A 25240-nucleotide genomic window follows, 5' to 3' on the forward strand; every position below is an offset into this window, starting at 1 on the left:
ATGGAAGAGGCGGATATCAGGCAGAGAGCACGCGTGTTTGTCGCGAGAGTCGATGTCTCGAGCATCCGAGAAGACCTGTCTCAATATGTGACCGCGGCTAACGCCAAGGTCAAGAAGGATGAGCTTGGCAAGGGGGAGTCTGGCTATACCGTTACCAAGCCGAACGGGAAGCACATCATCACTGTGAATTCGCTGGAAACCGAAGAGCGTCAGCGCTTCACTGTTTGCCACGAAATAGCTCATATCGTGCTCGGCTTGGAATCAAGTCACGACGAGGTGCCGTCATGGTCCTATGCAAAGCGACATCCGAACGAGATCGCCTGCGATACGTTTGCCGCTGAACTGCTGATGCCCTATCAGCAATGGCTCTCCGCTGTTCCCAAAGAAGAGCCCTCCCTGGAGCTCATCCAACACATGGCCGACTTGTTCGGCACATCATTCCCCGCAGCGGCGTCAAGGTTCGCCAGCCTCAGCGATATGCCGTGCGCCTTCGTCACTATGGAGCGCGGTGCGGTGCGGTATGCCGCACGCTCCACGGCCTTGCGGCAAGCAGGAGCCTGGATATCTCCCCGGTCGGTAATTCCAGTAGGCTCAGTGGCTCACCGAATCCGCTCTTCAGGGATTAGCGCCACTGAGACGGGGGAAGTTTCACAGGACGTCTGGTTCGACAACTGGGAAAAGGGCCTAGACCTCTGGGAGCTTTCAAGGCATTACCTGCGCACCGATACCACTATCTCCTTGCTATGGTTCGACAGTGAAGATTTGCCAGAGGTGGAGGTAAACCGCTTCGGCGTACGTGTCGAAGACGATGGCGGCCTGGCTGAGCTGACAGGAGAACTGCCATGGCCGGGGCGAAGCAGGCGCCGCTGAAAATGAAACACTGATCATATCTTTGCCGGAGCAGGGATTTGATCAATGTTTCATTAGCGCTTTGATGCACGCGGCAGGCCCCGGGCGATCCCCACTCGGGCTCGGGGCGAGGTCTTCGTAGAGGTGGTCCCGCCTAACTCCTGCCTCCAAGAGCACATCGTGCTGCAGGTGTAGCACCGGATTTCGTCGGCCTTTGACACCCGCATGTAGCTGATGAACATGGCTCCCTCCATCGATATCTCGTCACATAAACAGCCGATTACGTGACAACCGCGCATCCTTGTCTGCGGTGCACTTCAGCTACGTCACATAGGTCGTATCATAACCTATGTCACGTGAACGGAGCCTCCGCATGTTGTGTGACAGCTGACTCACATCAAAATGTCGACCCAGACGAAAGGGTAAGCAGGAAGGGAAAGGGGGTGATGGTCCAGCGGAAGAGAAGGGGGTGTAACGGGAAGGGGCTTGCCCAAAAAGGGCCCGCTTCCCCAACCTGTGCGCGTTGGAGGCGTTCGACCTGACAGCAGCCCACCCCGGGTGGACCCCCAGCAGCTGCGCGAACTCGCCTGCGGGCGCTGGATCGCCAACGGCGATGCCCTGCTGCTGCTCGGTCCGCCCGGGGTGGGCAAGACCCATCTGGCCGTCGCCTTGGGGCGCGAGGCCGTGCGCGGAGGCTACTCGGTGCTGTTCACCACCGCCACCGCCCTCATCACCCAGCTGGTGCGAGCCCACGCCCAGGGCGAACTGGAGGAGCGGCTGCGCCACTTCGCCAAGCCCAAGCTCCTGATTGTCGATGAGCTCGGCTACCTCCCCTTGGAGCCGGGGGCCGCGCACCTGTTCTTCCAGCTCGTCTCCCGCCGCTACGAGCGCGGCAGCCTGCTGGTGACCAGCAACCGCGCCGTGAGCGAGTGGGGCGAAGTCTTTGGCGACCCGGTGGTGGCCACCGCCATCCTCGACCGCCTCCTGCACCACAGCCACGTGCTCACCATCCGCGGCGACAGCTACCGTCTCAAGGCCAAGCGCCAGGGGGGGCAACTTCTTGCGTCGCTTGACGTCAGTGGATGTCGCCGCTTTCCGATAAGCCTAAAGACAGCGCCGGAGGCTGTCCTACGGGCCCATCCATGCGGGTCAGATGGATTCGTAGCGCAGAGTTCGAAGGCTCGTGACTGGTGTCACTCATGCTTATTCAGAGGCCGGTGAGGGGGCGTGCCCAGTCTAGGCTCTTCGAACAGAGCAGTCTCGAAGGCGTTCCAAGCGGATTGACGTAGGGTGGCGGCTTCTGTGCGTTTGTCGCATGCGCTCGCCCTTGAGGCTGAGATCTCGTTTACTAAGCGCTGCTGCGTGTTCACGTCAGGCAACGGGAAACGGATGTCCAAGAGCGCAGGTTTCGAGATATTTTTCATCGTTGGAGATGTGCCGGTAAGCCGAGATTCTATGTGCTCGCGCACTGACCGCAACTTCATCACTTCTGCCAAGAAGCGAGGCAGCAATTGGCTGTCAGGCTGGAAGCGGACCCGAAAAATCTTGTCGCAGAGCATCAGGTGTGGTGGTGTAGATTCGACGTAGGCGCAAGCGCCGACGTAGCGCGCCACGTTCGCGCGACTGATCAAAACGTCCTCAGCCTTGACCTCGTATTCAGGTCGAGGTTTCAAGCTGGCAGGTAGCTCCTTATTTTCGGCTGGGTTGAAGGTTCCAAAAGACACCGCGCCGAGCTTGAGAACCCCCCACTTGCCCTCATGAGCAGGGTGGCTATGGCATTTTGGGCTCCAGCCATTCTGAAGATCGGCCACCAGATCGCCAAGGCGAGCAAATGTCCACGAGTGTTGTTGATCAGGATTACCAATCGAGGACCGCAGGATACCCTCGTGGCTCCATCGCTCTACATCTTTGAACCGTGCCACAAAGACCGGCCGATCTGGGAGAGGTTGAGGCGGGGCTACGCCCAGCGTCTGTTCGAACGCCTGCCAGCACGCCCGTTCGATGGCATCGGCCTCCTGCTCAATCCTCACGGCGCGGTTCAGGGCGGCGACGTAACTGTCGATGAGTATGTCTTGTTCGTCCAACGTGGGAACGGGCACCTCAAGACTCAGGAACCCGTCGGGGGTGACACGTTTGCGGCCGCTGGTGCCCGACGCCTTGTGTTGCAGCTCGGCATTAAAATGTTCGGCACGCAACAGGTAGTTAAGGTACTCCGGGCGCAGTTTGTCGGCATTGATGGTGAACACCGGGTACTCGCTGGTCACCACCGCCTTTGCAATGGTGCCCGGGATTAGTCCCACGGCCCCATTGCGGGCATCGATCTTGGAAAATACAAGGTCGCCCGGATAGGCAGCAAACATCGCCCCCTTGAATGGCTCGGTACGCTTCCGTGGCAGTACCTCGCCGGAGAACTTGACAGTGATAGGCTGCGAGTCTCCTAGCGTGCCTTCGGCCTGAACTATCTCATGTCTCGGAGTGAGCAGTTCACTCAGCGGCAGCAGCGGAAAGCCGCTAAGCCGCACTTCCACAGTCCCGTTCTCGAACCAGCGTTCTATCTCCCTCCACCGCCGGATCACGCAGCGGAGGGCACCGGAAAATTTGGCAGCTCCTCCGGCTTTGCGCCGTTTTCAAGCCAAGTCTCGAAGTCGCTGAAGGACTTGAGCAGTTCGGGGAGATCGTTGGGCACCCCTTCGCCAGTCTCACCGGTGGAGGTGATTCCTACGGCCCTGGGCGCAGCGACAAAGACGGGATAATCGAACTGTTCGCGTACCCGTGCCCACAGCGCAGCTGTGTGGGCCTCGTCGATGGCGCGGTATTTAGACTTGAGTTCGGAGAGGAGGCTGGCGATATGTTTGTCCACCCCTTTCAGGGCGGCATTGGCTTTGCGCTTGAGTTCGGTGGCCAATTTTTTGTTCTTTTGAGCCACTTCACCCTGCCAAACGGGACGGCCCTGCACGGTCGGTTTGCAAGTGCGGGGATAGGCGGGTGGTTCCCCCTTTGTCCAGACGGGCAGTTCGCGGGTCAGGCCAAGAGCGGCCAGTTTGGTCAGCAACTTTTCGGCGGCGGTGTCGTCTCCGGTGACGACGCGTGGGGCGTAGCTGGTATGCGCATCAAAGCGTTGGGCATCGAAATTGGCATCTAGTTCGGTGTGAGCCTGTGCCCATGCTGCTTCCCAGCGCGTGGTGTCCTCTTCGGTGAATTTGCGCAGGAATACAAGCGACGCTTTGACCGTGGCATTGCTGGAGCGGAAGGTCTCTTCCGGCAGGCTTACCACGGCCATTAGCTTGGCGCGGCCTTCGACCCAACGGCGCAGCCAGGAGAGCGAGGGGTTGTTGAGGTTCCCATCAGGGAGAACGATGCCCATGCGGCTGCCGGGCTTGAGTAGGTTCAGACAGCGCTCGACAAAGATCAGCTCGGTGGGACGGTTGTTCTTAGCCTTGCCGATCTCGAACAGATCGAGGATGGGCGTTTTGGCCTTTGCTGCTTGCAGCAGGCGGCTGTGGCTTTCCTCCCAGGCTAGGCCGTAGCCTCGTTCGCGGCAGCGTTTCATGTAGATTTCGTCGGTGGGTACGCGGGTTTCGTCACTGCCTCCCACTTTCTGGTCGTTGCCGACGTTGGATCCGAACGGCGGATTTGTGAGCACCAGATCGAAGCGACCATTGAAGATGCCGTTGATATCGAGCAGGCCGTCGTGATAGTGGATGCCGCCATGGCCATCGCCATGCATGATCATATTCATCTTGGCGGTGCGGGCGGCCCGTGGTTCGGCGTCGGTGCCGTAGATGCATCGCCAGGCCAGTCGGCCCACTCGGGTGTCTATGGGTTTGTTGTCGTCCCCGCTTGGGAGCAGATCTTGGTTCTGACGCGCGAAGGCTTCCTCGATTCGCTGCTCTTCTTCCTCCTCGGGTAGGCCCAGAGCTTCAATGCGGGCGCGTTCCTCATCCTTCTGCCGCTGTATGTCAGCCACGATCTGGGCGCGTACATGTTCAAAGGCGCGTATCAGGAAGCCGCCCGAGCCTGCGGCTGGGTCGCAGATGAGCTCGCCTTCCTTGGGATCGAGTAGGTCGACCATGAAGTCCACGACGGGGCGTGGGGTGAAGAACTGGCCCAATTCACCCCGGAAGGTGGTTCCGAGGAATTTTTCAAAGGCAAGGCCCTTGATGTCATCGCCGGTCTTGGAGAGATCGAAGCGTTCCAATTGTTTGACGATGCGGCGGAATGTCTCTTCGGAGATGTCTAGCCTGTCCGTGGCCGAGAACAGATCGTCAGCCTTATAGTAATCCTTGGTCAGTTCGAACAGGCCGTCATGGACCAGTGGATCGTTGGGCATGCGGGAGGTGGCGCGCCGGTCTAGGTATTCGGTGGTGAAGGTGCCGTGCAGGCCGGAGCGCTCCACATACATCTTGATGAAGAGTATTTTCGATATGGTGTCGAAAGCGCGGCCCGGGTCCATCTTGTGCACGTCGCGCAGGATGCTGTGGCAGACGAACAACAGGTCTTGGAATTCCTTACGATTGAAGGCGCGCAGACTGTCGAGGACTTTCTTCAGGCGCTTGTCGTCACCCCAGTCTGTGGCCTTAGGGATTTCGTTGATGGCGACAAAATCTCCCGGCGTGCGACTGACGAGCTTGAAAACTGCTGTGTGGCGTGCATTGGTAGCGATGAAGATCTCGCAGCCTGAGGCTAGGGTGTAGGATGCAGCCTGGTAGTAATCCTTTTCCTGAATCTCGATTGTTTCGGCCTTGCATTCAACAACGAGCCCCGGAGGTTCCTTGTGTACCATATCTGGCGATTTCCAGATTACGATGTCGGCGCGTGGGCTGCGGTGGCCATGCTGGGTGCGCACTTCCTGTTCCATCTGGTCGAGTGAGTAGCCGTAGTGTTCGACTAACGTGCGAATGAATTTCTGGCGGACGATTTCCTCGGGTTTGTTGGTGATATCGCGCCATTTCTTGGATAGTGGAATCCACAACCAGGGACCTTCCTGATGCAGGGCATCGGGTTTGGATGGAAAGGGCGAGGGTGGTTGGTGGATAGGTTCCTTGGTCTTAGCCATGAGGTCACTCAGTTGGATCGTCAGTTCGGCCATTACTCTCTATCCCTCGGTGTGGAAGAGGTGGCATTCGAGTCAAAATCAAATAGATGATATATTTCATTTGTTCCCTGAAGATGAGGCTTCGGTCACCGGGGCTAGCGGTCCATGGGGAACCGTAAGTGCCCAGGGTCATGCTGGCGGGTCCGGCTCGATAACCTGCACGGTGGGGAAGTGGTAGCGGTAGCGTCGGGCGTCACGGCTCAGAATCTGACAATCCGCCACGGCCGCATGGGCACCGATGAAGAAATCGGCCAAGACGCTGGTCTTCGTGCCCCCCTCGCGGCGATAGCGCATGAAGGCCTTGCCCGCGAGAAACAGGGCGGGGCGGGGTATCTCCAGGAGCCTCAGCTGCAGCTCCGACACCACGCTCTCCAGATCCTCGATGGATTCGAAGGCGACCGACAGCTCCGCGTAGATGACCGGGTTGATGGCCAGTTCGTGGATCCTGGCCAGCTCGCGTAGGCGCTGCAGCGACCAGTCCGCCCACTCGGGATCGTCCTCGAGCACGTCGATGAGCACGTTCGTGTCGACGATGAGCAATCAGTCATCCCCGCGCAGCAGGCGCATCAGCTCGTCCGTCCGCCACTTTACTGTCGCCCGCCCTCGGGCACGCTCGAAGCGATCCCGGTCCGGCGGGCGACGCGGCGTTGTTCGCCCCGACTTGCGGATGATGATCCGGCCCTGCTCATCTACGTCGAAATCCACCTGGCTGCCGGGACCAAGCCCCAGGGTCTCGCGAATCTTCTTGGGAATGGTGACCTGGCACTTGCTGGTCAGTGTGGCGCTCATGGACCGCGCTCCTCAGTATTACCATGTGCAAGCGTAATACATCATGTGTTGAGGGTAAACGCCACCACGAAGGTCAATTCTTCGCCAATGACTGGGTGGCTGCTGCTTGCCGCTGGAGCCAGGCTCAGGGATAGAAGAACAGTGGGCCGGCTGGCGAGGCCTCCCATCCGCCCGCGGGCGGAAACCTCGCATTGCGCTCCGGCGGCTTGCACCGTGCTACGGCCGGGAGAATATCACCGTGTCACAGCCGACCCTTGATAATTCTAGCCTGAACAATTCTCTTGCTGTTTGCTGCAGCTGACGTTATTTTAATATGAGGCATTAAGTTAAAATAATGGCGCTCCCTATTTTAGGGACGAGGCAGGTCAGGTGAAGCGTAAGCTCCAGGGACGTTATGTAACCATCCCGGTGGCGGGGGAAAAGGTGCGGGCCTTTGTGCCGGCGCCTTTGCCTCCACAACCCCCTATCGACTGGACGCCGGACCTGCGCAGCAAGTTCGACCAGGCCCTACTCGCTCTAGGGCGGTTGGACAGTGTCTCGACCCTCCTGCCTGACACATCCCTGTTTCTCTACATGTATGTCCGCAAGGAAGCTGTGCTTTCGTCCATGATCGAGGGGACGCAGTCGTCGCTTTCAGATCTCCTGCTGTTCGAGCTGGACCAGGAGCCCGGTGCGCCACTGGATGATGTGCGGGAGGTCAGCAACTACGTTGCTGCACTCAATCATGGATTGCATTTGTTGGACCAGGGACTTCCCCTGTCATTGCGGTTGTTCAGGGAGATCCATGGTGTGCTGTTGAACAAGGGGCGAGGCAGTCACCAGGCCCCAGGGGAGTTCCGTCGGAGTCAGAACTGGATAGGCGGAACCCGCCCTGGCAACGCGGCCTTTGTGCCACCCCCGCCCGAGGTGGTGCTGGAGTGTATGGGCCAGCTCGAGTTGTTCCTGCACGACGAGCCAGAGGCAACGCCGATTCTGTTGAAGGCGGCTTTGGCTCATGTCCAGTTCGAGACGATCGACCCCTTCCTTGATGGTAACGGTCGTCTTGGCCGCCTTCTGATCACCTTGCTGCTATGCGAACAGAAGGTCCTGCGGGAGCCGATGTTATATCTCAGCCTCTACTTCAAGACGCACCGGCAGTACTACTACGAGCTGCTCAACACCGTGCGGATGACCGGTAACTGGGAGGCTTGGCTCGATTTCTTTGCCGAGGCGGTTATCGTGACCGCCACCCAGGCGGTGGAGACGGCACAACAGCTACTCGACTTGTCCGGCCGGGATCGAGACCGCATCAGCGGCCTTGGACGTGCTGCCGCCTCCACGCTGAAGGTTCATCGGGCTCTGATGGAGCACCCGATAGCCACCTCCGGCTGGCTGGTGGACAAGACCGGTCTCACTGCGGCCACGGTCAACAAGGCGCTGGCGCACCTGGAGCGGCTCGGTATCGTGCGGGAGCTCACCGCCCAGAGGCGGAACCGCTTGTTCAGCTATGCAGGGTATGTGGAGATCATGAATCGGGGCACCGAGCTCCCGGGAATTTAGCTTTCGTTTCACTGGCCACCCGCCGCCTGCAAGCAATGGTTGACGTAGGGGCAGGTGGCCTTCTGCACGGCTATCCAGTGTATCCCTTCATCTGCCAAGAGAGTGGAATTCTATTGTTCACACCGCGTTCTAGTGTGTTTCCGGGGACTGCCCAGACAGGCGGCCCAACTCATCTAGGAGATAGGATCTTGCCTCCACTGGGACCAGCCAACTTTTGAATCTCGGCTGCCATCGGCCCCCAAGGGCCCGTATGATGGATTTGATGCGCTCGTTGAGTACAGGGTCATACGGAGACCACACGGATAGACCGAACGGTCGCTCAATCACGTCAACCATACGGCGTCCGACCCAGAACCGTATCCGTGGCGGCTTCGTGGATGCTGCTGGCGGAGCTGGGATGGGCCTCGCATAGGCCGCTTCAAGTGCCTTCTTCTGTGCTTCACTGTTCAGTCGGTTTCGGTCGAGCGGATGGATCCACGTCTTGTGATCAGTGCCTTCGACCACGACCTGCCGAAGAAACTCCCGGTCCCATTTGTCACCTTGAATGGCTGCTAGGTTGACCTCAATAGCGGGCAAACCCAGTTTGCTCAAGAGCGTTCTCTTCTTCTCGTCGACAAAATGTGTCACGGCAATCTCTACCAGCAACATTGTTTCCCCTATGGTGGCCACGACATCAGGTCGTACTGGCCCCAGAGTTGCCTCCAGGTCGACGTGCAAGAAGTCAATCCACCCAGCCTGTTGTATCGCTTCTCCAGTACCGGCTCGGCCGTCAGGAAGCGTCATAGTCTGATTGACGCGATCTTCAGGCACGTTCATCCCAGTGGCTTCCAGAAGAAGATGTTTCGCCGCCAGATGGAGAGCGGTTTCTGCCGCTCGCTCGCACTCCGTTCCAGAAACATGGGCGAAGTGCCACTGTCTCACCTCACCCTGGCGAGCAAGTACGGGCTCTCCACAACTCGGACAAAAGCATTCACAAGCGTGTCCTCGAGGGACTTCGTCCACAAAGCGCACTTGACCAGACTTGTCGATGGCGAACAATTGAAGCAGACTTTGCCTTTCCATTTGAGTAGCCTCCGTTAGAAATGAGTGACCCGGTGAGCCATTTTTCCCAGCGAGCGCCATCAGAACAGGCTCCAAACCGGGTTCGATCGGGGTTTGATGCCGCGCAACTATTTGAAAAGATGGATGAAGTAGCGCTCTGTTGGCGTGAGCACGATCGCCTCGATGTGGTGCTGCTTCGGGCCATTTGCCGGCTGTCATTGGAGAACCCAGGAGATGCGGAGGAAGGCTTTACCTCTCCAGAGATAGTTCATAGCGTCGCCCAGCTACGGGGTAGGGCGTGGTCTAGTGATAATGACACGGACCGTATGTCCGATGACGTCCGACGGTACTGGAACAAGTTGCTGGCAACTTGGGAAGTCAAGAAAGAAGGGATAATTCAGCACTTTGGGGATTGTGGATTTGGCTTTGCTCCACATCTAGACAAGGCAGAGGGTGGCGGTTCTGGGCGGCCCTCTCGCTATCGGATCCACTGGATGCCGATTGACTCTGTTTCAGAGCCTGAATCCTGGGCCGGAGTTGATGTATCTGCACCATTCCATGACAGATCAATAAGATACATATGTGAGGACATCGAGGATGCTGGTCTGTCAGCTCGCCTGTTTGTGAAGGGCTACGAGATGACCGGCTGGCGCAAGTGGGTCATGCTTACTTTGGTAGGCATTCCTGTTCTATTCCTCGTCTTGTCTGCCGCAGTGTTCCTGATGGGTTTCTCTATCAACATGGCGACTCTGGAAATGTCTGTGGTGCTGAGGTCGCTGATCATTCTGGGGGGGACGTACTGGGTAACCCATATCACGATTGGTCCGATTCTAAATGTCGCCAGTGCCCGAATTGTCCTAGCGCCTTGGTGGATGCAGTCGATCAACGATGATAGGTTGCTAGAATTGCAGTATCCTCCCCGCCATCCCCAGAAGGCCATTAAGGCAGTTCGGTATACGGCCACCTGCCCGTTGTGCGGCGGGGCTGTCTCAACGCGATCCGGGGGCCTCGAGTTTTGGGGGCGGATCGTGGGCCGCTGCGAGCACGCCCCGAAAGAACATGTGTTTTCGTTTGATCATGTGACCCGAAAAGGCAAGGCATTTCGGTTCTAAGTGCAGTCCGCGGTGCAGAATATCCTGTGAGATAGAACGCAGTTAGTGGCCCTAAATCCTGTCGCCATCACGGAAGGATTTCGTCAGCCCAGCCGACCATCCCTCTCTAGAGTCGAGGCCCATGTTGGCGCGGCTCTTCCAGCAATCCCCTCTTCGTAAGACACGCTCCACGGGCGAGTGGCTGGTCGTGCTCAATGCCGACTCTCTCCTGGCGCCCCTGAGGACGCTATCGGAAGCCATCCGCTCGCTCGTCGGCGTCCCGGATACCCACTGGGACACGCTCTATCGCCCTCTCGTGGAGTCTTTCGCCGCCTGGGTCCAGCAGCTCCCTGCTTCCGAGGCACACCACCATGCCGGACCAGGTGGCCTTCTCCGGCATGGCCTCGAGGTGGCTCATGAGGTGCTGAGGCTGCGCCGCAGCTCGTTGCTGCCCTCCGGAGCACCTGCCGAAGAGTTGGCCCGACTGCAGGACGTGTGGACCTACGCCTGCGTCACGGCGGCGCTCATGCATGATATCGGCAAGCCGATGTCTGACCTGCGGGTGGCCCTGTTCGACGCTGCGGGGCGGGCTCAGGGGCTCTGGGCGCCTCTTGCGGGTCCCATGCCCCCAGGGTTCAGCTATCGTGTCGAATTCAACCGCGGTCGCGTCTACCGGCGCCATGGGCGTATCGCACCGCTCCTGGCACGGCATGTGGTGCCCGTGGAAGGGCTCAACTGGCTGACTTCAGAGCCAGAGGTGATGGATGCCTGGCTCGCGGCCATCCAGGGGGAGTACGAGGAGGCGGGCCCACTCGGGGTGCTCGTCTTAAAGGCTGATGGTCTTTCTGTGGCACGGGACCTCTCCGGCGGGATGGGCACGCGGATGCCGACGGCCCGGGCCCGGCCGTTGGCCGAGCGGTTGCTGACCGCATTGCGCCATCTTCTGGCCGAGGAGGCGCTATCCCTCAACCGTCCCGGTGCCGCGGGCTTTCTGGCCGATGACACACTGTGGCTGGTGTCCAAACGGGTGCTGGACGCCTTGCGGGAGCAGATGCTCCGGGAGGGGCAGCCGGGCGTGCCCTCTCGCAACGACCGCTTGATGGACGAACTGCAGCAGCATGGGCTGCTGGTGCCGAACGGCGACCGGGCGGTCTGGACCTGCGAGGTCCGCGTTGGCGACTGGAGTCAGCGGCTGACCTGTCTTCGCTTCGAGGCTGATCGCCTGTGGCCCGATGCCGACCGGCGGCCCGCCCCTCTGGACGGCATGGTCATCCCCCTTGATGAGGGCGGGGTTGCATCATCGGAGCAGGCCGGGTCCGGTGCAAATGAGAGCGATGGGGCAGGGGAGCCTGACCCCGGGGCACAATCGCCAGACGTGGCGTCAGGCAGTCCGGGCGCGGGCCTGACCGAGCCGGTGGGCGACGCTTCCGTGGATCCGGTCTTCTCTGGGCTGGATCCCGATCCCATTGAGGACCTCCCGCTGCCCTTCGACCAGCCCCCGGAGGGGGTGGACTCCCCCCTACGCGAGGAGACCCGCAGCCCAGCTGCCGCATCCGCAGAGGCTCCTCGGGGCGGACAGACGACGTCACAACCAGCCAGGCAGGCCGCGCCTCCCTCGCCAACCTTCGATACAAACGATGTCGGCCAGCGGTTCCTGGCTTGGCTCCGGGAGGCCATCGCCTCTGGAAGGGTGGAGATCAACACCCCGAAGGCCCGCCTCCACGTGCTGCCCGAGGGGCTGGCGCTGGTCTCCCCTGGCATCTTCCGCGACTTCGACCCGGTCCACTGGGACCGCGCCCAGAAACGGCTCCAGAAGCTCAAGCATCACCGCAAGCTGCCGGACGGGACTAACATCTGGACCTGCCGGGTGGAGAAGGAGCGCAAACGCTCCCTTATTAGAGCCATCCTGATTCCCGACCCCGAGCGGGTGCTCGGCGTCCGGCTGCCACCGCCCAATCCGGTGGTCTCCCTCGTCATGCCGGAGGATGGCCAGGGTGGGTAGGCCCTTCGACAACCGGCTGCGCCCGGTGGTGGAGTTCGTGCCGGCCACCACCCTGACGGGGCTGGGGCTGATCCTGGCCTGGCAGCCGGGAATCATCGCGCCCCTCATGCCGGGGGTGGCTACTGGGGTGGCTGGCGTCTTTGTGGTGACGGGGCTCTGGCGGGGTGTACAGGGGGTGCGCCTGGTAGCCTACCGCCGGCAGCTGAGGCGGCTGCCGCGCTACGTGCTGGATGGCGGCCGGATTCCCTGTTCTCCCAGCCGGCTATTCCTCGGCCGCGGTTTCCGCTGGGACCAGCGCCACAGCCAGCGACTGGTGGAGGTGCGCAACCCGGAGGCCCGCCGGTATCTCGAGCCCGGTCCCCTCTACCGGTGGGCCCGCGCCCTCGAGGCAGCGGCGGAGCGGCGACGCTGGCTCCGGGGCTTCGCCCGCCTCACCGCCCTGGACTCCCGAATGAATCCCCTCCGGCCCCTGCCACCAGTGGGCGGGGACCCGGCCCTGCACGGTGTTGGCCTCGAGGACGAGGAGGACGTCTGGCTCCCCCTGGGGGAGCGGCCCGGTCATACCTTGGTGCTCGGCACCACCCGGGTGGGCAAGACCCGCTTCGCCGAGCTGGTGGTGAGCCAGGACATCCGGCGGGGCGAGGTGGTCATCATGATGGACCCGAAGGGGGACCTGGACCTGCTGCGGCGGATGTACGCTGAGGCGCTGCGGGCCGGCAAGCTGGAGCGGTTCCACATCTTCCACCTGGGCTTCGCCGAGCTCAGCGAGCGCTACAACCCCATCGGGGAGTTCGCCCGCATCACCGAGGTGGCCACCCGCACCACGGCGCCGCTACCGAGCGAGGGCAACTCGGCGGCATTCAAGGAGTTCGCCTGGCGCTTCTCCAACGTGGTGGCCCAGGCGGTGGTGGGGCTGGGGCGCAAGCCGGATCTGAAGACCCTGGGACGCTACGTCACCCACATCGAGCCGCTGCTGGTGGATTACTTCACCCTCTGGCTGGACCGCCAGGGCCCCGAGGACTGGCGCCCGACGGTGGACCGCCTGGTGGCTGACGAGAACTTCCCCAAGCGCCTTCCGCCGGCGCTGAAGAGCCGCGACCGCTATGCGGCCGCCCTGGTGGCCTTCTACAAGGAGCGCAACCTCTACGACCCGGTCTGCGACGGCTTGAAGAGCACCTTCGAGTACGACAAAACCTACTTCGACAAGCTGACCGCGAGCCTCCTGCCTCTCATCGAGAAGCTCACCTCCGGCCGGGTGGGGGAGCTCATCGCGCCCGACTACGACGACCTCGAGGAGCAGCGGCCGATCCTCGACTGGAACAAGGTCATCCGCGAGGGTGGCATCGTCTACGTGGGGCTGGACGCCCTCTCCGACGTGGAGGTGGCCCACGCGGTGGGCAACGCCATGCTGGCGGACCTCACCTCCATCGCCGGGCGGCTCTACAAGCACGGCCACGCCTACGGCCTGCCCGGCGACCCGGGGCGCCGGCCCACCATCAACCTGCACCTGGACGAGTTCAACGAGATCGTCGGTGACGAGTTCATCCCCATGGTCAACAAGGCCGGCGGCGCCGGCATCCAGGTGACCGCCTACACCCAGACGGCCTCCGACGTGGAGGCCGGCATCGGGGACCGTGCCAAGGCGGGCCAGGTCTTCGGCAACTTCAACAACCTGGTCATGCTGAGGGTGCGCAACGAGGAGACCGCGCGGCTGCTCACCGACCAGCTGCCCATGGTGCGGGTCTTCACCAAGGTGGCGGAGTCCCGCACCACCGACAACAACGATCCCGACAGCCCGGTGGACTTCGTCTCCCAGAACGCCGACCGGCTGGCCGAGACCGAGATGGAGATGCTGACCCCCGCGGACCTGGTCAGCCTGCCCAAGGGGCAGGCCTTCGCCCTCATCGAGGGCGGGCGGCTCTACAAGCTGCGTCTCCCCCTGGCAGGGGCTGATCCCTTCCTGCCGAAGGACATGGAGGCGATTGCCGCCTGGGTGCGCGCCCGGAACGGGATGGAGGAACTCCCGGTGGAGCCTTTGCCATGAACGACCGCCGCGCCGGCTGGTGGCGTCTGCCACTCCTCACCGGACTGCTCATGGTGCTGACCCTGGTGGTGCACTTGGTCTACGTCGCCTGGCCCTGGCCGGAGGCGCCTCGCGGCACAGCACCTCTGCGGGCGGCGGTGGCAGCCGAGTGGTCTACGGTTTCCGACCTTGTGGAGGGACCCGCAGCCGAGGTCATCGCCTCGGTGGCCTCCGGCACCTACCAGGTGCTCTTCGTCTGGACGGGCCTGGACTACCTGGTGCGCCGGGCCGCGGACCCGACGCCGATGGAGGGGGCCAACGAGGCGGGGCGCCGGTTCGTGCTGGGCACCTGGATGTTCTTCGAGACGGCCTACTACAGCGTGCAGCTGCTGGGGCTCCGGCTCGGGGTGCTGGCCGTCTCGCTGCCGCTCTTCGCCGTGGCGGGCCTCGGCGGGTTCCTGGACGGGCTGATTGGTTGGTATCTGCGTCGCACCGGTGGCGGACGGGAATCCGGCTTCATTTACCACCGCGCCAAGTTCGCCCTCTGGGGCGCCGTGTTCCTGCTCTGGGCCTGCTACCTGGTCCCACCTGTGGCGCTCGATCCCCGCTGGCAGATACCGCCTTTCGTGGTGCTGTTCGGCCTGGGGATCCGGGTGGCCACTGCCTGGTTCAAGAAGTACCTCTGATGCTCTCGGTCCCTCTTCTGCTGATGATCTGGGGTGGCGCCGATGAAAGGTGATCCACGTCAAAATGGCCTTCCATCCTCGCTGGAGGCTCTACTGGATGTCGCTAAACTGTGCGGTTCCTCACAAAAAGCGTCCACGGACGACAACAACAAGGAGCGTTACATGGGGAAGTGTGCAGTGAAGCGTAAGGAAACCACGCTTGAAGATCTCGTCGACGTCTACCTGGAAGATCGGCTCTTGAGGCCGGCAACCGTCACCACCTATCGAGAGGCGGTACGCCGCTGGGTCAAGGAAACCGGCATCTATGAGCTGAATGGTATCGAGCGCGATGTGGTGTTGGGGTGGCGGAATGCCATTCTGGCACGTGCACGCCCGGAGACTTGGAACAAGTACCGGCGCCATCTCCGGGCACTCATGAACTATGCGATCGATCGCGGTTGGACATCATCCAATCCGTTCAAGGAGGTTCCACCGGCACGCACGGGTCACCGGCTCAAGAAGACCGTGGATTCGGAACTCCTCATTCGGGCCCTGAAACTGCTGAACACGCAAGCCGATGCTGAACCGGAGGAGGGCAAGTTACGCCCGGCTTGGTTCTGGGCGATGGTGATCCGGGCCTTCTACTACACCGGCGTCCGCCGCCGGCAGATCGTCGAACTGCGCTGGGGTGATTTTGACATGGTCAACGGGGTCTGGCGCATTCGCGCCGAGACCTGCAAGACACACCGCGAATGGATGGTGCCGCTTGCACCGGAAGTGCTGGAAGATCTGATGACGCTGTACGAGCGGACCGAGGCACGCATTGGGGGAAAGCCTTCACCCGCCCATCAGATCTACAACGTCACCCTGTTCTATCCCAAGTACAAGGGGCGACGGATGCGGGTGGACCAGGTGGGTGGATTCTTCCATCGCCTGTCGAAGGAGTTGGGAGAGAGGATTACGCCCCATCGGCTGCGCCATACGATGGCGACCCTGCTCGCTGCACAGGGAGACATCCGCACCCTCCAGGAACTGCTGGGCCATACCAACATCAGCACCACCATGGGATATGTGCATCCCGACGTGGACCGCATGCGCTCTTTGGTATCCCACCTTCCAGGAGTCTGATACGGAATCACCTGTTGGCATTGCGGATACCGGGATTGTAGTATTACCTGCGGTATGGTAGCTGTTTTTGTGACGTAAGCGGGTGTCTGCTTGTCTCGGAAAACCGCGAAGCGCGCAGTGACGCCTACAAAAAAAGAAGCCGGAGGTTGTGGACGCAACCTCCGGCAATCTTGGGTGTCTGCTGTGTGCTGAGGTCCTGGATCAGGACCTGATTTGGATTTGGCTCCCCCGGTTGGACTCGAACCAACGACACACGGATTAACAGTCCGCTGATCTACCGACTGATCTACGGGGGAATCGGTCGAGGCCGCGTATATTATCAGACTCCGCGCCGAGATCAACCTCTCCGAAGGCCGGCCGTCAGCGGGCCGCGAAGTCCCGGAATCGGCCCAACGCCGCGTCCAGCTTCTCCATGCTGGTGGCGAAGGAGAGGCGGATGCAGCCCGGGGCGCCGAAGGCCGTTCCCGGCACCATCGCGACCCCGGCGTCGGTGATGAGCCGCTCGGCCAGTTCCAGGTCGTCTTCCACCCCGTCCAGGCCCTCGATGACCCCCTCCACGTTGGGGAAAGCGTAGAAGGTGCCGTCGGAGGGGCGGCAGCGCACGCCCGGGATGGCGTTGAGGGTCTCCACCACGAAATCGTGCCGCTCCTTGAAGGCCTTGACCATCACGCCCACGCAGGACTGGTCGCCCTCGAGCGCCGCCTGGGCCGCCGCCTGGGAGATGGAGGCGGGGTTGGAGGTGCTCTGGGACTGGATCTTCTTCATCGCCCCGATCAGCTTGGCCGGCCCGCCGGCGTAGCCGATGCGCCAGCCGGTCATGGAGTAGGCCTTGGAGACGCCGTTGAGGACGATGGTGCGGTCGTAGAGCTCGGGGCAGGCGTTGAGAATGTTCACGAACGGCGCGCCGGTCCAGAGAATGTGCTCGTACATGTCGTCGGTGGCCACCAGTACCTGGGGGTGGCGCAGCAGCACCTCGCCCAGCGCCGCCATCTCCCCGCGGCTGTAGGCCGCGCCGGTGGGGTTGGAGGGGCTGTTGATGACGAACAGGCGGGTGGCGGGGGTGATGGCCGCCTCCAGCTGCGCCGGGGTGATCTTGAAGCCCTGCTCCAGACCGGCCGGGATGATGACGGGCTCGGCGCCGGCCAGCAGCACCATGTCCGGGTAGGAGACCCAGTAAGGGGCGGGGATGATCGCCTGGTCGCCGGGATTCAGCAGCGCCTGGGCCATGTTGTAGAAGCTCTGCTTGCCGCCGCTGGAGACCAGGATCTGGTTCGGCGCGTAGTTCAGGCCGTTGTCGCGCTCGAACTTGGCGATGACGGCCTGCTTGAGGCCGGCGGTGCCGTCCACCGCGGTATACTTGGTGAAGCCGTCGCGGATGGCCTTGATGGCCGCCTCCTTGATGTGCTCGGGGGTGTCGAAATCCGGCTCACCGGCGCCCAGGCCGATGATGTCCTTCCCCGCGGCGCGCAGCTCGGCGGCCCGGGCCGTGATGCTCAGGGTGGGGGAGGGCTTGATGGATTGAACTCGGGTCGACAGTTGCACGTCCAAGTGGGGACTCCTTGAAATGGGGTATCCGCGAACAGGTTTTTCAAGACAATCAATCATACTGGATGCAAGAGGGCAGAAAAATCCCCATGGAACAGAAGTTCGAGCTCGCCTCCGACTACAGGCCCGCCGGCGACCAGCCGGAGGCGATCGTCCGCCTGGCGGAGGGGCTGGAGGAGGGGCTGGCCTACCAGACCCTGCTGGGCGTGACCGGCTCGGGCAAGACCTTCACCATCGCCAACGTCATCCAGCAGCTGCAGCGCCCCACCCTGGTCATGGCGCCCAACAAGACCCTGGCCGCCCAGCTCTACGCGGAGATGCGGGAGTTCTTCCCGCGCAACGCGGTGGAGTACTTCGTCTCCTACTACGACTACTACCAGCCCGAGGCCTACGTCCCCGCCAGCGACACCTATATCGAGAAGGACGCCTCCATCAACGAGCAGATCGAGCAGATGCGCCTCTCCGCCACCCGGGCCCTGCTGGAGCGGGAAGACACCATAATCGTCGCCACCGTCTCGGCCATCTACGGCCTGGGCGACCCGGCGGCCTACCATGGCATGGTGCTGCACCTGAAGACCGGGGACCAGGTGGATCAGCGCCACATCCTGCGGCGGCTGGCGGAGCTGCAGTACACCCGCAACGACCTGGAGCTGGGGCGGGCCAACTACCGGGTGCGGGGGGATGTGATCGACGTGTACCCGGCCGAGTCGGAGTCCGAGGCGGTGCGCGTCGAGCTGTTCGACGACGAGGTGGAGAGCCTGAGCTTCTTCGACCCCCTCACCGGCGAGGTGCTGCGCCGGGTGCAGCGGCTGACCATCTACCCCAAGTCCCACTATGTCACCACCCGCCAGACGGTGCTCGACGCCATCGACGCCATCAAGGCGGAGCTGGCGGAGCGGCTCGAGCAGCTGCGCCAGGCCGGCAAGCTGGTGGAGGCCCAGCGGCTGGAGCAGCGCACCCGCTTCGACCTGGAGATGATGCAGGAGCTGGGCTACTGCAACGGCATCGAGAACTACTCCCGCCATCTCACCGGGCGCAACCCCGGCGACCCGCCGCCGTGCCTGTTCGACTACCTGCCCGACGCGGCCCTGCTGGTGATCGACGAGTCCCACGTGACCATACCCCAGCTCGGGGGCATGTACCGGGGCGACCGGGCGCGCAAGGAGAACCTGGTGGAGTACGGCTTCCGGCTGCCCTCGGCGCTCGACAACCGGCCATTGCGGTTCGAGGAGTTCGAGCGCCTGGCGCCCCAGACCATCTTTGTTTCCGCCACCCCCGGCCCCTACGAGGAGGCCCATGCCGGCCAGGTGGTGGAGCAGGTGGTGCGGCCCACGGGCCTGGTGGACCCGGAAGTGGAGGTGCGGCCCGCCACCACCCAGGTGGACGACCTGCTCTCCGAGATCGGCCTGCGGGTGGCCGCCGACGAGCGGGTGCTGGTGACCACGCTGACCAAGCGCATGGCCGAGGACCTCACCGACTACCTGGGCGAGCACGACATCCGGGTGCGCTACCTCCACTCGGACATCGACACGGTGGAGCGGGTGGAGATCATCCGCGACCTGCGGCTGGGCAAGTTCGACGTGCTGGTGGGCATCAACCTCCTGCGGGAGGGGCTGGACATGCCCGAGGTGTCGCTGGTGGCGATCCTCGATGCGGACAAGGAGGGGTTCCTGCGCTCGGACCGGTCGCTGATCCAGACCATCGGCCGCGCGGCCCGCAACCTGCACGGCAAGGCCATTCTCTACGCCGACCGGATCACCGGCTCCATGCGCCGGGCCATCGACGAGACCGAGCGCCGCCGCGCCCGGCAGGTGGCCCACAACGAGGCCCACGGCATCACCCCCCAGACCATCCGCAAGGCGGTGCGGGACATCATCGAGGAGGTGCACGCGGGCAGCGTGGGCACCCCGCGGGAGTACGCCCGGGTGGCCGAGGAGCTGGCGGAGTACGGCCGCATGGGGCCGGAGGAGCTGGCCCGCACCCTCAAGCGCCTGGAGCAGGAGATGTACGAGCGGGCCCGCAACCTGGAGTTCGAGGAGGCCGCCCGCCTGCGGGACCGGATCCACCACATCCGGGAGCAGGCCCTGGGGGTCACGGATCTGGCGGCGGCGGGGTAGGGCGCCGGTGCGCCACCGCGCCGGATGCCCTCACTCGGCCACCTGGCCGAAGCGCTGGTGCAGGTAGTCGATGATGGCGTCCGACTCGTAGACCCAGGTGTCCCGGCCCTGGGCGTCGGTGATCCGCAGGCAGGGCACCTTCACCTGGCCGCCCCCTTCCCCGAGCGCCCGGCGGTGGGTCGGGTCGTGCTGGGCATCGCGCAGCTCGACGGGCAGGGACAGGCGCCGCAGCTCCCGGCGGACCTTGAGGCAGAAGGGGCAGGTACGGAACTGGTACAGGGCCAGGCCGCGCGCCTCGGCCTCCACCCGCTGCTGCTCCGCCTCCGGGCGGACCACCCCGCGGGGCGTGGTGAGCTTCTCCCACAGCAGCATGAAGGGTCCGAGGATGAGCCGGACCGTCCGGAAGAACATTCTGAAGAACCATCTCATGGGCAGGCATTCCCGTGTCGTTGCCGGAACGGCGCCCATGGTACCCGAAGCGCGCGCCGATTCATCCCGTTGCCGCCCCGGCGCCGGCGGCGCTGGAAAAGATCTGTGCCAAGGCTCTTGCGCGGCCTGCGCCTCTTCTGTATATTTCTCCGCTCTTCAGGCGCGTAGCTCAGCTGGTTAGAGCACCACCTTGACATGGTGGGGGTCGTTGGTTCGAGTCCAATCGCGCCTACCAGATACGAAGGCACCGCGCCTGCGGTGCCTTCTCTATTTGGGGCGTCTGCGCCCGCATGGTAACGGCGTCTTATGTGTACTGCGCCGCTCTTGGAGGCCCATTCAGCGAGTCGCCGGCCGGTCAGATGCAAGGCGCGCTTGCGCAGGAATGGCAGGCCCCCTTTCAAGCAAGCGCAACGCCGCAGATGGCCGGCCGGCGGCTCGCCCGCAGGGAGCCCCCCGAAAGCACCATGACGGCGTTGCAGCGCTTGGCAAGGGAACAACCATTGCCTGCGCACTGCGCCTTGTCCTGGCACTTTCGGGGGGCTCTGAAAGCACCTCCAAGAGTGGCGCAGTACACTAGCACGTGGCCTCTCGTATGGGTCACCACTGAAAAGGAGTACCGACATGCCCGTGATTACCCTCCCCGACGGCAGTCGTCGCGAATACCCCCAGCCGGTCACCCTCCTGGAAATCGCCCAGTCCATCGGTCCCGGCCTGGCCAAGGCCGCGCTGGCCGGCAAGGTGGACGGCCGCCTGCTGGATCTCTCGACCCCGGTGGAGAACGACGCCCAGGTGGCCCTGGTCACCGACCGCGACCCCGAGGGGCTGGAGATTATCCGCCACTCCACCGCCCACCTGCTGGCCCAGGCCGTGAAGGAGCTGTTCCCCGGCGCCCAGGTGACCATCGGGCCGGTGATCGAGGACGGCTTCTACTATGACTTCGCCTTCGGGCGCAGCTTCACGCCCGAGGATCTCGAGGCCATCGAGAAGCGGATGCAGGAGCTGGCCGAGGCCGACCTGAGCGTCACCCGCACGGTGATGCCCCGCGACGAGGCCGTCGACTTCTTCCGCGGCATCGGGGAGGAGTACAAGGCGCGGATCATCGCCGACATCCCGGCGGGGGAGGCGCTTTCCCTCTACCGGCAGGGCGACTTCGTCGACCTGTGCCGCGGCCCCCACGTGCCCAGCACCGGCCGGCTGAAGGCGTTCAAGCTCACCAAGGTGGCCGGCGCCTACTGGCGCGGGGATGCCCGCAACGAGATGCTCCAGCGCATCTACGGCACCGCCTGGAGCGACCGCAAGGCGCTCAAGGCCTACCTCCGGCGGCTGGAGGAGGCCGAGAAGCGGGATCACCGCCGCATCGGCCGCGAGCTGGACCTCTTCAGCCTGCAGGAGGACGCCGGCGGCGGCCTGGTGTTCTGGCACCCCAAGGGCGCGCGCATCCGCAAGGTCATCGAGGACTACTGGCGCGATCGCCATGTGCGCTCGGGCTACGAGCTGCTGTTCACCCCGCACATCGCGCTGGAGGACCTCTGGCACACCTCCGGGCACACGGACTTCTACCGCGAGTCCATGTACAAGCCCATGGAGGAGGACGAGCAGCTCTACCAGCTCAAGCCCATGAACTGCCCGTTCCACGTCCTGATCTACAAGGATCGGCTGCGCTCCTACCGCGAGCTGCCGTTCCGCTGGGCGGAGCTCGGTACCGTCTACCGGCACGAGATGTCCGGCGCGCTGCACGGGCTGATGCGGGTGCGCGGCTTCACCCAGGACGACGCCCACGTCTTCTGCCGCGAGGAGCAGATCGAGGACGAAATCCTGGCCATCCTCGACCTCACCCTGTCGATGCTCAACGACTTCGGCTTCACCCAGTTCGAGGTCAACCTCTCCACCCGCCCGGACAAGTCGGTGGGTTCGGACGCGATCTGGGACAAGGCCACCGCCGGCCTGAAGGGCGCGCTCGCCCGCAAGGGGCTCGACTATGCGGTGGACGAGGGCGGCGGCGCCTTCTACGGACCCAAGATCGATATCAAGATCGAGGACACCATCGGCCGCCAGTGGCAGTGCTCCACCGTGCAGCTCGATTTCAACCTGCCCGAGCGCTTCGATCTCGAGTACGTGGCCGAGGACGGCCAGCGCCGCCGGCCGATCATGATCCACCGCGCACTGCTGGGATCCATCGAGCGTTTCTTCGGAATTCTCATCGAACACTACGAGGGGAAATTCCCCGCCTGGCTGGCCCCGGTGCAGGCGGTGGTGCTGGATATTACTGATAGACAGGCCGATTATGCCCGGGAAGTCGAAGAATTCCTGAAAAAACAGGGATTCAGGGTGGCTTCCGACTTGAGAAACGAGAAGATCGGCTTTAAAATCCGCGAACACACGCTCCAACGCGTGCCCTACCTGCTGGTGGTGGGCGACCGCGAGATGGAGCAACGGGCTGTTGCAGTGCGCACACGTTCCGGCGAAGACCTGGGTAGCCTCTCACTCGAGGCATTCAGCGAACGTCTCGCCGATGAAGTGACGCGCCGGGTATAACTGGACTGGAGGATTAGCCGATCGCTGCAGAAAAGGAAACACGCCGAAACGACCAGATCACGGCGTCCGAGGTCCGCGTCATCGACGCGGAAGGTGAACAGCTCGGCGTGCTGCCCGTTCGCGAGGCACTGCGCATGGCGGAGGAGGCGGAGCTGGACCTCGTCGAGGTCTCGCCGACGGCCAAGCCTCCGGTATGCCGCATCATGGATTACGGCAAGTTCTTGTTCGAGAAGAACAAGCAACGACAGGTTGCCAAGAAGAAACAGAAGCAGGTCCAGATTAAGGAAGTGAAGTTCCGTCCAGGGACGGAAGAAGGGGATTACCAGGTGAAGCTTCGCAACCTGGTACGTTTCCTGAACGAAGGGGACAAGGCCAAGATCACGCTGCGCTTCCGTGGCCGGGAGATGGCCCACCAGGAGCTCGGGCTCAAGCTGCTCAACCGGGTTGAGCAGGACCTCATCGAGCTCGGTGCGGTGGAACAGCGACCGCGCATGGAAGGCCGGCAGATGGTCATGGTGATCGCCCCGAAAAAGAAATGACGCCAGCCCATGGGGCCGGCGTCACCATTACTAAACTCGAATGCGGAGAGTTGTAGTCATGCCCAAGATGAAGTCCAACCGCGGAGCGGCCAAGCGCTTCAAGAAGACCGCCTCCGGCGGCTTCAAGCGCGGCCAGTCGCACCTGCGCCACATCCTCACCAAGAAGAGCAGCAAGCGTAAGCGCCACCTTCGCCACAGCACCATGGTGCATGAGGCCGATGTGGGTCTGATCAAACGCATGTTGCCCTACAGCTGAGCGAGCGGAGGTTTAAGCGACCATGCCCCGAGTCAAGCGCGGCGTGCAGGCACGTGCACGCCACAAGAAAGTTCTCAAGCAGGCCAAGGGTTACTACGGTGCCCGCAGCCGCGTCTACCGTGTTGCCAAGCAGGCCGTCACCAAGGCCGGTCAGTACGCCTACCGCGACCGCCGTCAGCGCAAGCGCCAGTTCCGCGCCCTGTGGATCGCGCGCATCAACGCCGCGGCCCGCGAGTGCGGCCTGTCCTACAGCCGCCTGATCCACGGCCTCAAGCTGGCCTCCGTGGAGATCGACCGCAAGGTGCTGGCTGATCTGGCCGTGTTCGAAAAGGCGGCGTTTGCCGCCATTGCCGAAAAGGCCAAGGCCAGTCTGGCCGGTTGACAGCCTTCCGGCGCCCGGTGATCCGGGTGCCCTGTAACGGAGAAGGGGAAGGCAGGTGCCTTCCCCTTCTTTGTTTCAAACCGGCCGGGCGCAGCCCCCGGCCGGCATGCGAAAGCGGAGCAAACCAATGCAAGAGCTGTCGGAAATCCTCGCGCACGCGGAGCAGGCGGTATCCGACGCCGCCGACCTGGCCGCACTGGACGGAGTCCGCGTCCGCTACCTCGGCAAGAAGGGGGCCCTGACCGAATACCTCAAGGGCATGGGCCAGTTGCCGCCCGAGGAGCGTCCGCGCGCGGGACAGGCGGTCAACGAGGCCAAGCAGCGCCTGCAGGGTCTGATCAAGGCCCGCGGCGACATCCTCGAGGCCGAGCGGCTCGAGCGCCGCCTGGCCGGTGAGGCGGTGGACATCACCCTGCCGGGCCGGGGTCAGCCCCGCGGCGGCCTGCACCCGGTTACCCGCACCCTGCAGCGCATCGAGCGCATCTTCGCCGAGATGGGTTTCGAGGTGGCCGAGGGCCCCGAGGTGGAGGATGACTACCACAACTTCGAGGCGCTCAACATCCCGGCCCACCACCCCGCGCGGGCGATGCACGACACCTTCTACTTCCCCGACGGCCGGCTGCTGCGCACCCACACCTCGCCGGTGCAGGTGCGGGTGATGGAGTCGCGCAAGCCGCCCCTGCGCATCATCGCCCCGGGGCGGGTCTACCGCTGCGACTCCGATCTGACCCATACCCCCATGTTCCACCAGGTGGAGGGGCTGATGGTGGACGAGTCCATCAGCTTCGCCGACCTGAAGGGCATCCTCCACGATTTCGCCATGCGCTTCTTCGAGCGCGAGCTGGAGGTGCGCTTCCGGCCCTCCTACTTCCCCTTCACCGAACCCTCGGCGGAGATGGACATCCAGTGCGTGCACTGCTCGGGCGCCGGCTGCCGGGTGTGCAAGCAGAGCGGCTGGCTGGAGGTGCTCGGTTGCGGCATGGTCCATCCGCGGGTGTTCGAGTTCGTCGGGGTGGACAACGAGCAGTACACCGGCTTTGCCTTCGGGCTGGGCGTGGAGCGCTTCGCCATGCTCCGCTACGGCGTGAACGACCTGCGCATGTTCTTCGAGAACGACCTGCGCTTCCTGCGTCAGTTCGCCTGAAATAATAGTATAAACATAGGGAAAGAGGTTGAAGTTAAGGCGTATTATGAGTACTTTCGACGCCGCTGTCC

Annotated in this window: 21 protein-coding genes and 2 tRNA genes; 15 read left to right on the forward strand and 8 right to left on the reverse strand. The window is 63.1% G+C overall.

Features of this window, described 5'->3' with window-relative positions:
• Positions 1 to 870: an ImmA/IrrE family metallo-endopeptidase gene (locus tag DFQ59_RS04645; RefSeq protein WP_114278531.1), complete on the forward strand. Its 870-nt coding sequence runs from the start codon at positions 1 to 3 to the stop codon at positions 868 to 870.
• 537 nt (positions 871 to 1407) lie between these two features.
• Positions 1408 to 2070, forward strand: coding sequence for an IS21-like element helper ATPase IstB (gene istB / locus DFQ59_RS04650; RefSeq protein ID WP_114278532.1), 663 nt, complete (start codon positions 1408 to 1410; stop codon positions 2068 to 2070).
• On the opposite strand, the gene DFQ59_RS19445 is transcribed toward istB, so the two are convergent.
• From DFQ59_RS19445 to DFQ59_RS04670, 4 genes are all read right to left on the reverse strand, one after another.
• Positions 2043 to 3377, reverse strand: coding sequence for a restriction endonuclease subunit S (locus DFQ59_RS19445; RefSeq protein ID WP_147275170.1), 1335 nt, complete (start codon positions 3375 to 3377; stop codon positions 2043 to 2045). The genes istB and DFQ59_RS19445 overlap by 28 nt on opposite strands.
• Positions 3378 to 3421: 44 nt before the next feature.
• Positions 3422 to 5938 (reverse strand): N-6 DNA methylase, encoded by a 2517-nt coding sequence (locus DFQ59_RS04660; RefSeq protein ID WP_211314789.1) that lies wholly within the window; start codon positions 5936 to 5938, stop codon positions 3422 to 3424.
• 135 nt (positions 5939 to 6073) lie between these two features.
• A complete protein-coding gene (locus tag DFQ59_RS04665) occupies positions 6074 to 6484 on the reverse strand; it encodes a type II toxin-antitoxin system VapC family toxin (protein WP_114278534.1) in 411 nt (136 codons plus the stop codon).
• Positions 6485 to 6733, reverse strand: a complete 249-nt coding sequence (locus DFQ59_RS04670; RefSeq protein WP_114278535.1) for an AbrB/MazE/SpoVT family DNA-binding domain-containing protein — start codon at positions 6731 to 6733, stop codon at positions 6485 to 6487. It lies immediately after the preceding gene.
• 369 nt (positions 6734 to 7102) lie between these two features.
• On the opposite strand from DFQ59_RS04670, the gene DFQ59_RS04675 reads away from it, so the two are divergent.
• Complete coding sequence (locus DFQ59_RS04675) at positions 7103 to 8272, forward strand: Fic family protein (RefSeq protein WP_114278536.1); 1170 nt, start codon at positions 7103 to 7105, stop codon at positions 8270 to 8272.
• A 129-nt stretch (positions 8273 to 8401) separates the two neighbouring features.
• Here DFQ59_RS04675 and DFQ59_RS04680 read toward each other — a convergent pair whose 3' ends face one another.
• Positions 8402 to 9334 (reverse strand): competence protein CoiA family protein, encoded by a 933-nt coding sequence (locus tag DFQ59_RS04680; protein ID WP_170142035.1) that lies wholly within the window; start codon positions 9332 to 9334, stop codon positions 8402 to 8404.
• A 20-nt stretch (positions 9335 to 9354) separates the two neighbouring features.
• On the opposite strand from DFQ59_RS04680, the gene DFQ59_RS19450 reads away from it, so the two are divergent.
• The 5 genes from DFQ59_RS19450 to DFQ59_RS04705 all read left to right on the forward strand — a co-directional run bounded on the left by DFQ59_RS19450 (position 9355) and on the right by DFQ59_RS04705 (position 16222).
• Positions 9355 to 10425 (forward strand): hypothetical protein, encoded by a 1071-nt coding sequence (locus tag DFQ59_RS19450; RefSeq protein WP_211314790.1) that lies wholly within the window; start codon positions 9355 to 9357, stop codon positions 10423 to 10425.
• Positions 10426 to 10546: 121 nt separating this feature from the next.
• Positions 10547 to 12406, forward strand: coding sequence for a MobH family relaxase (mobH, locus tag DFQ59_RS04690; RefSeq protein ID WP_114278539.1), 1860 nt, complete (start codon positions 10547 to 10549; stop codon positions 12404 to 12406).
• Positions 12399 to 14450, forward strand: coding sequence for a type IV conjugative transfer system coupling protein TraD (gene traD / locus DFQ59_RS04695; protein WP_245937194.1), 2052 nt, complete (start codon positions 12399 to 12401; stop codon positions 14448 to 14450). Before mobH ends, traD begins: the two co-directional genes overlap by 8 nt.
• Positions 14447 to 15115 (forward strand): IncC plasmid conjugative DNA transfer DtrJ family protein, encoded by a 669-nt coding sequence (locus DFQ59_RS04700; protein ID WP_114278541.1) that lies wholly within the window; start codon positions 14447 to 14449, stop codon positions 15113 to 15115. Before traD ends, DFQ59_RS04700 begins: the two co-directional genes overlap by 4 nt.
• Positions 15116 to 15157: 42 nt before the next feature.
• Positions 15158 to 16222, forward strand: a complete 1065-nt coding sequence (locus tag DFQ59_RS04705; RefSeq protein ID WP_114278542.1) for a tyrosine-type recombinase/integrase — start codon at positions 15158 to 15160, stop codon at positions 16220 to 16222.
• 220 nt (positions 16223 to 16442) lie between these two features.
• Here the strand turns inward: DFQ59_RS04705 and DFQ59_RS04710 are convergent.
• Positions 16443 to 16518 (reverse strand) — tRNA-Asn (locus tag DFQ59_RS04710).
• A gap of 64 nt (positions 16519 to 16582) precedes the next feature.
• Complete coding sequence (locus DFQ59_RS04715) at positions 16583 to 17770, reverse strand: pyridoxal phosphate-dependent aminotransferase (protein ID WP_114278543.1); 1188 nt, start codon at positions 17768 to 17770, stop codon at positions 16583 to 16585.
• Between the two features lie 86 nt (positions 17771 to 17856).
• Between DFQ59_RS04715 and uvrB the strand changes: the two genes are divergently transcribed.
• On the forward strand, positions 17857 to 19884 hold the full coding sequence (gene uvrB, locus DFQ59_RS04720) for an excinuclease ABC subunit UvrB (protein WP_114278544.1): 2028 nt from the start codon (positions 17857 to 17859) through the stop codon (positions 19882 to 19884).
• A 30-nt stretch (positions 19885 to 19914) separates the two neighbouring features.
• Here the strand turns inward: uvrB and DFQ59_RS04725 are convergent, their stop codons facing one another.
• The gene (locus DFQ59_RS04725; RefSeq protein WP_425450995.1) at positions 19915 to 20295 is read right to left on the reverse strand and encodes a glutaredoxin family protein; all 381 of its coding nucleotides are present in this window, start codon (positions 20293 to 20295) and stop codon (positions 19915 to 19917) included.
• 176 nt (positions 20296 to 20471) lie between these two features.
• Here DFQ59_RS04725 and DFQ59_RS04730 point away from each other — a divergent pair.
• From DFQ59_RS04730 to pheS, 6 genes are all read left to right on the forward strand, one after another.
• Positions 20472 to 20548: transfer RNA gene (locus tag DFQ59_RS04730), tRNA-Val, on the forward strand.
• A gap of 386 nt (positions 20549 to 20934) precedes the next feature.
• The gene (gene thrS, locus DFQ59_RS04740) at positions 20935 to 22848 is read left to right on the forward strand and encodes a threonine--tRNA ligase (protein WP_114278547.1); all 1914 of its coding nucleotides are present in this window, start codon (positions 20935 to 20937) and stop codon (positions 22846 to 22848) included.
• Positions 22849 to 22868: 20 nt separating this feature from the next.
• Positions 22869 to 23387, forward strand: a complete 519-nt coding sequence (gene infC, locus DFQ59_RS04745; protein WP_114278548.1) for a translation initiation factor IF-3 — start codon at positions 22869 to 22871, stop codon at positions 23385 to 23387.
• Positions 23388 to 23445: 58 nt separating this feature from the next.
• A complete protein-coding gene (gene rpmI, locus DFQ59_RS04750) occupies positions 23446 to 23643 on the forward strand; it encodes a 50S ribosomal protein L35 (RefSeq protein WP_114278549.1) in 198 nt (65 codons plus the stop codon).
• Positions 23644 to 23665: 22 nt separating this feature from the next.
• The gene (rplT, locus tag DFQ59_RS04755) at positions 23666 to 24025 is read left to right on the forward strand and encodes a 50S ribosomal protein L20 (RefSeq protein WP_114278550.1); all 360 of its coding nucleotides are present in this window, start codon (positions 23666 to 23668) and stop codon (positions 24023 to 24025) included.
• Positions 24026 to 24152: 127 nt separating this feature from the next.
• Positions 24153 to 25169, forward strand: coding sequence for a phenylalanine--tRNA ligase subunit alpha (gene pheS / locus DFQ59_RS04760; RefSeq protein WP_114278551.1), 1017 nt, complete (start codon positions 24153 to 24155; stop codon positions 25167 to 25169).
• Positions 25170 to 25240: the final 71 nt, after the last annotated feature.

This window comes from Thioalbus denitrificans (genome assembly GCF_003337735.1).
In the GTDB taxonomy this organism is placed as follows: domain Bacteria; phylum Pseudomonadota; class Gammaproteobacteria; order DSM-26407; family DSM-26407; genus Thioalbus; species Thioalbus denitrificans.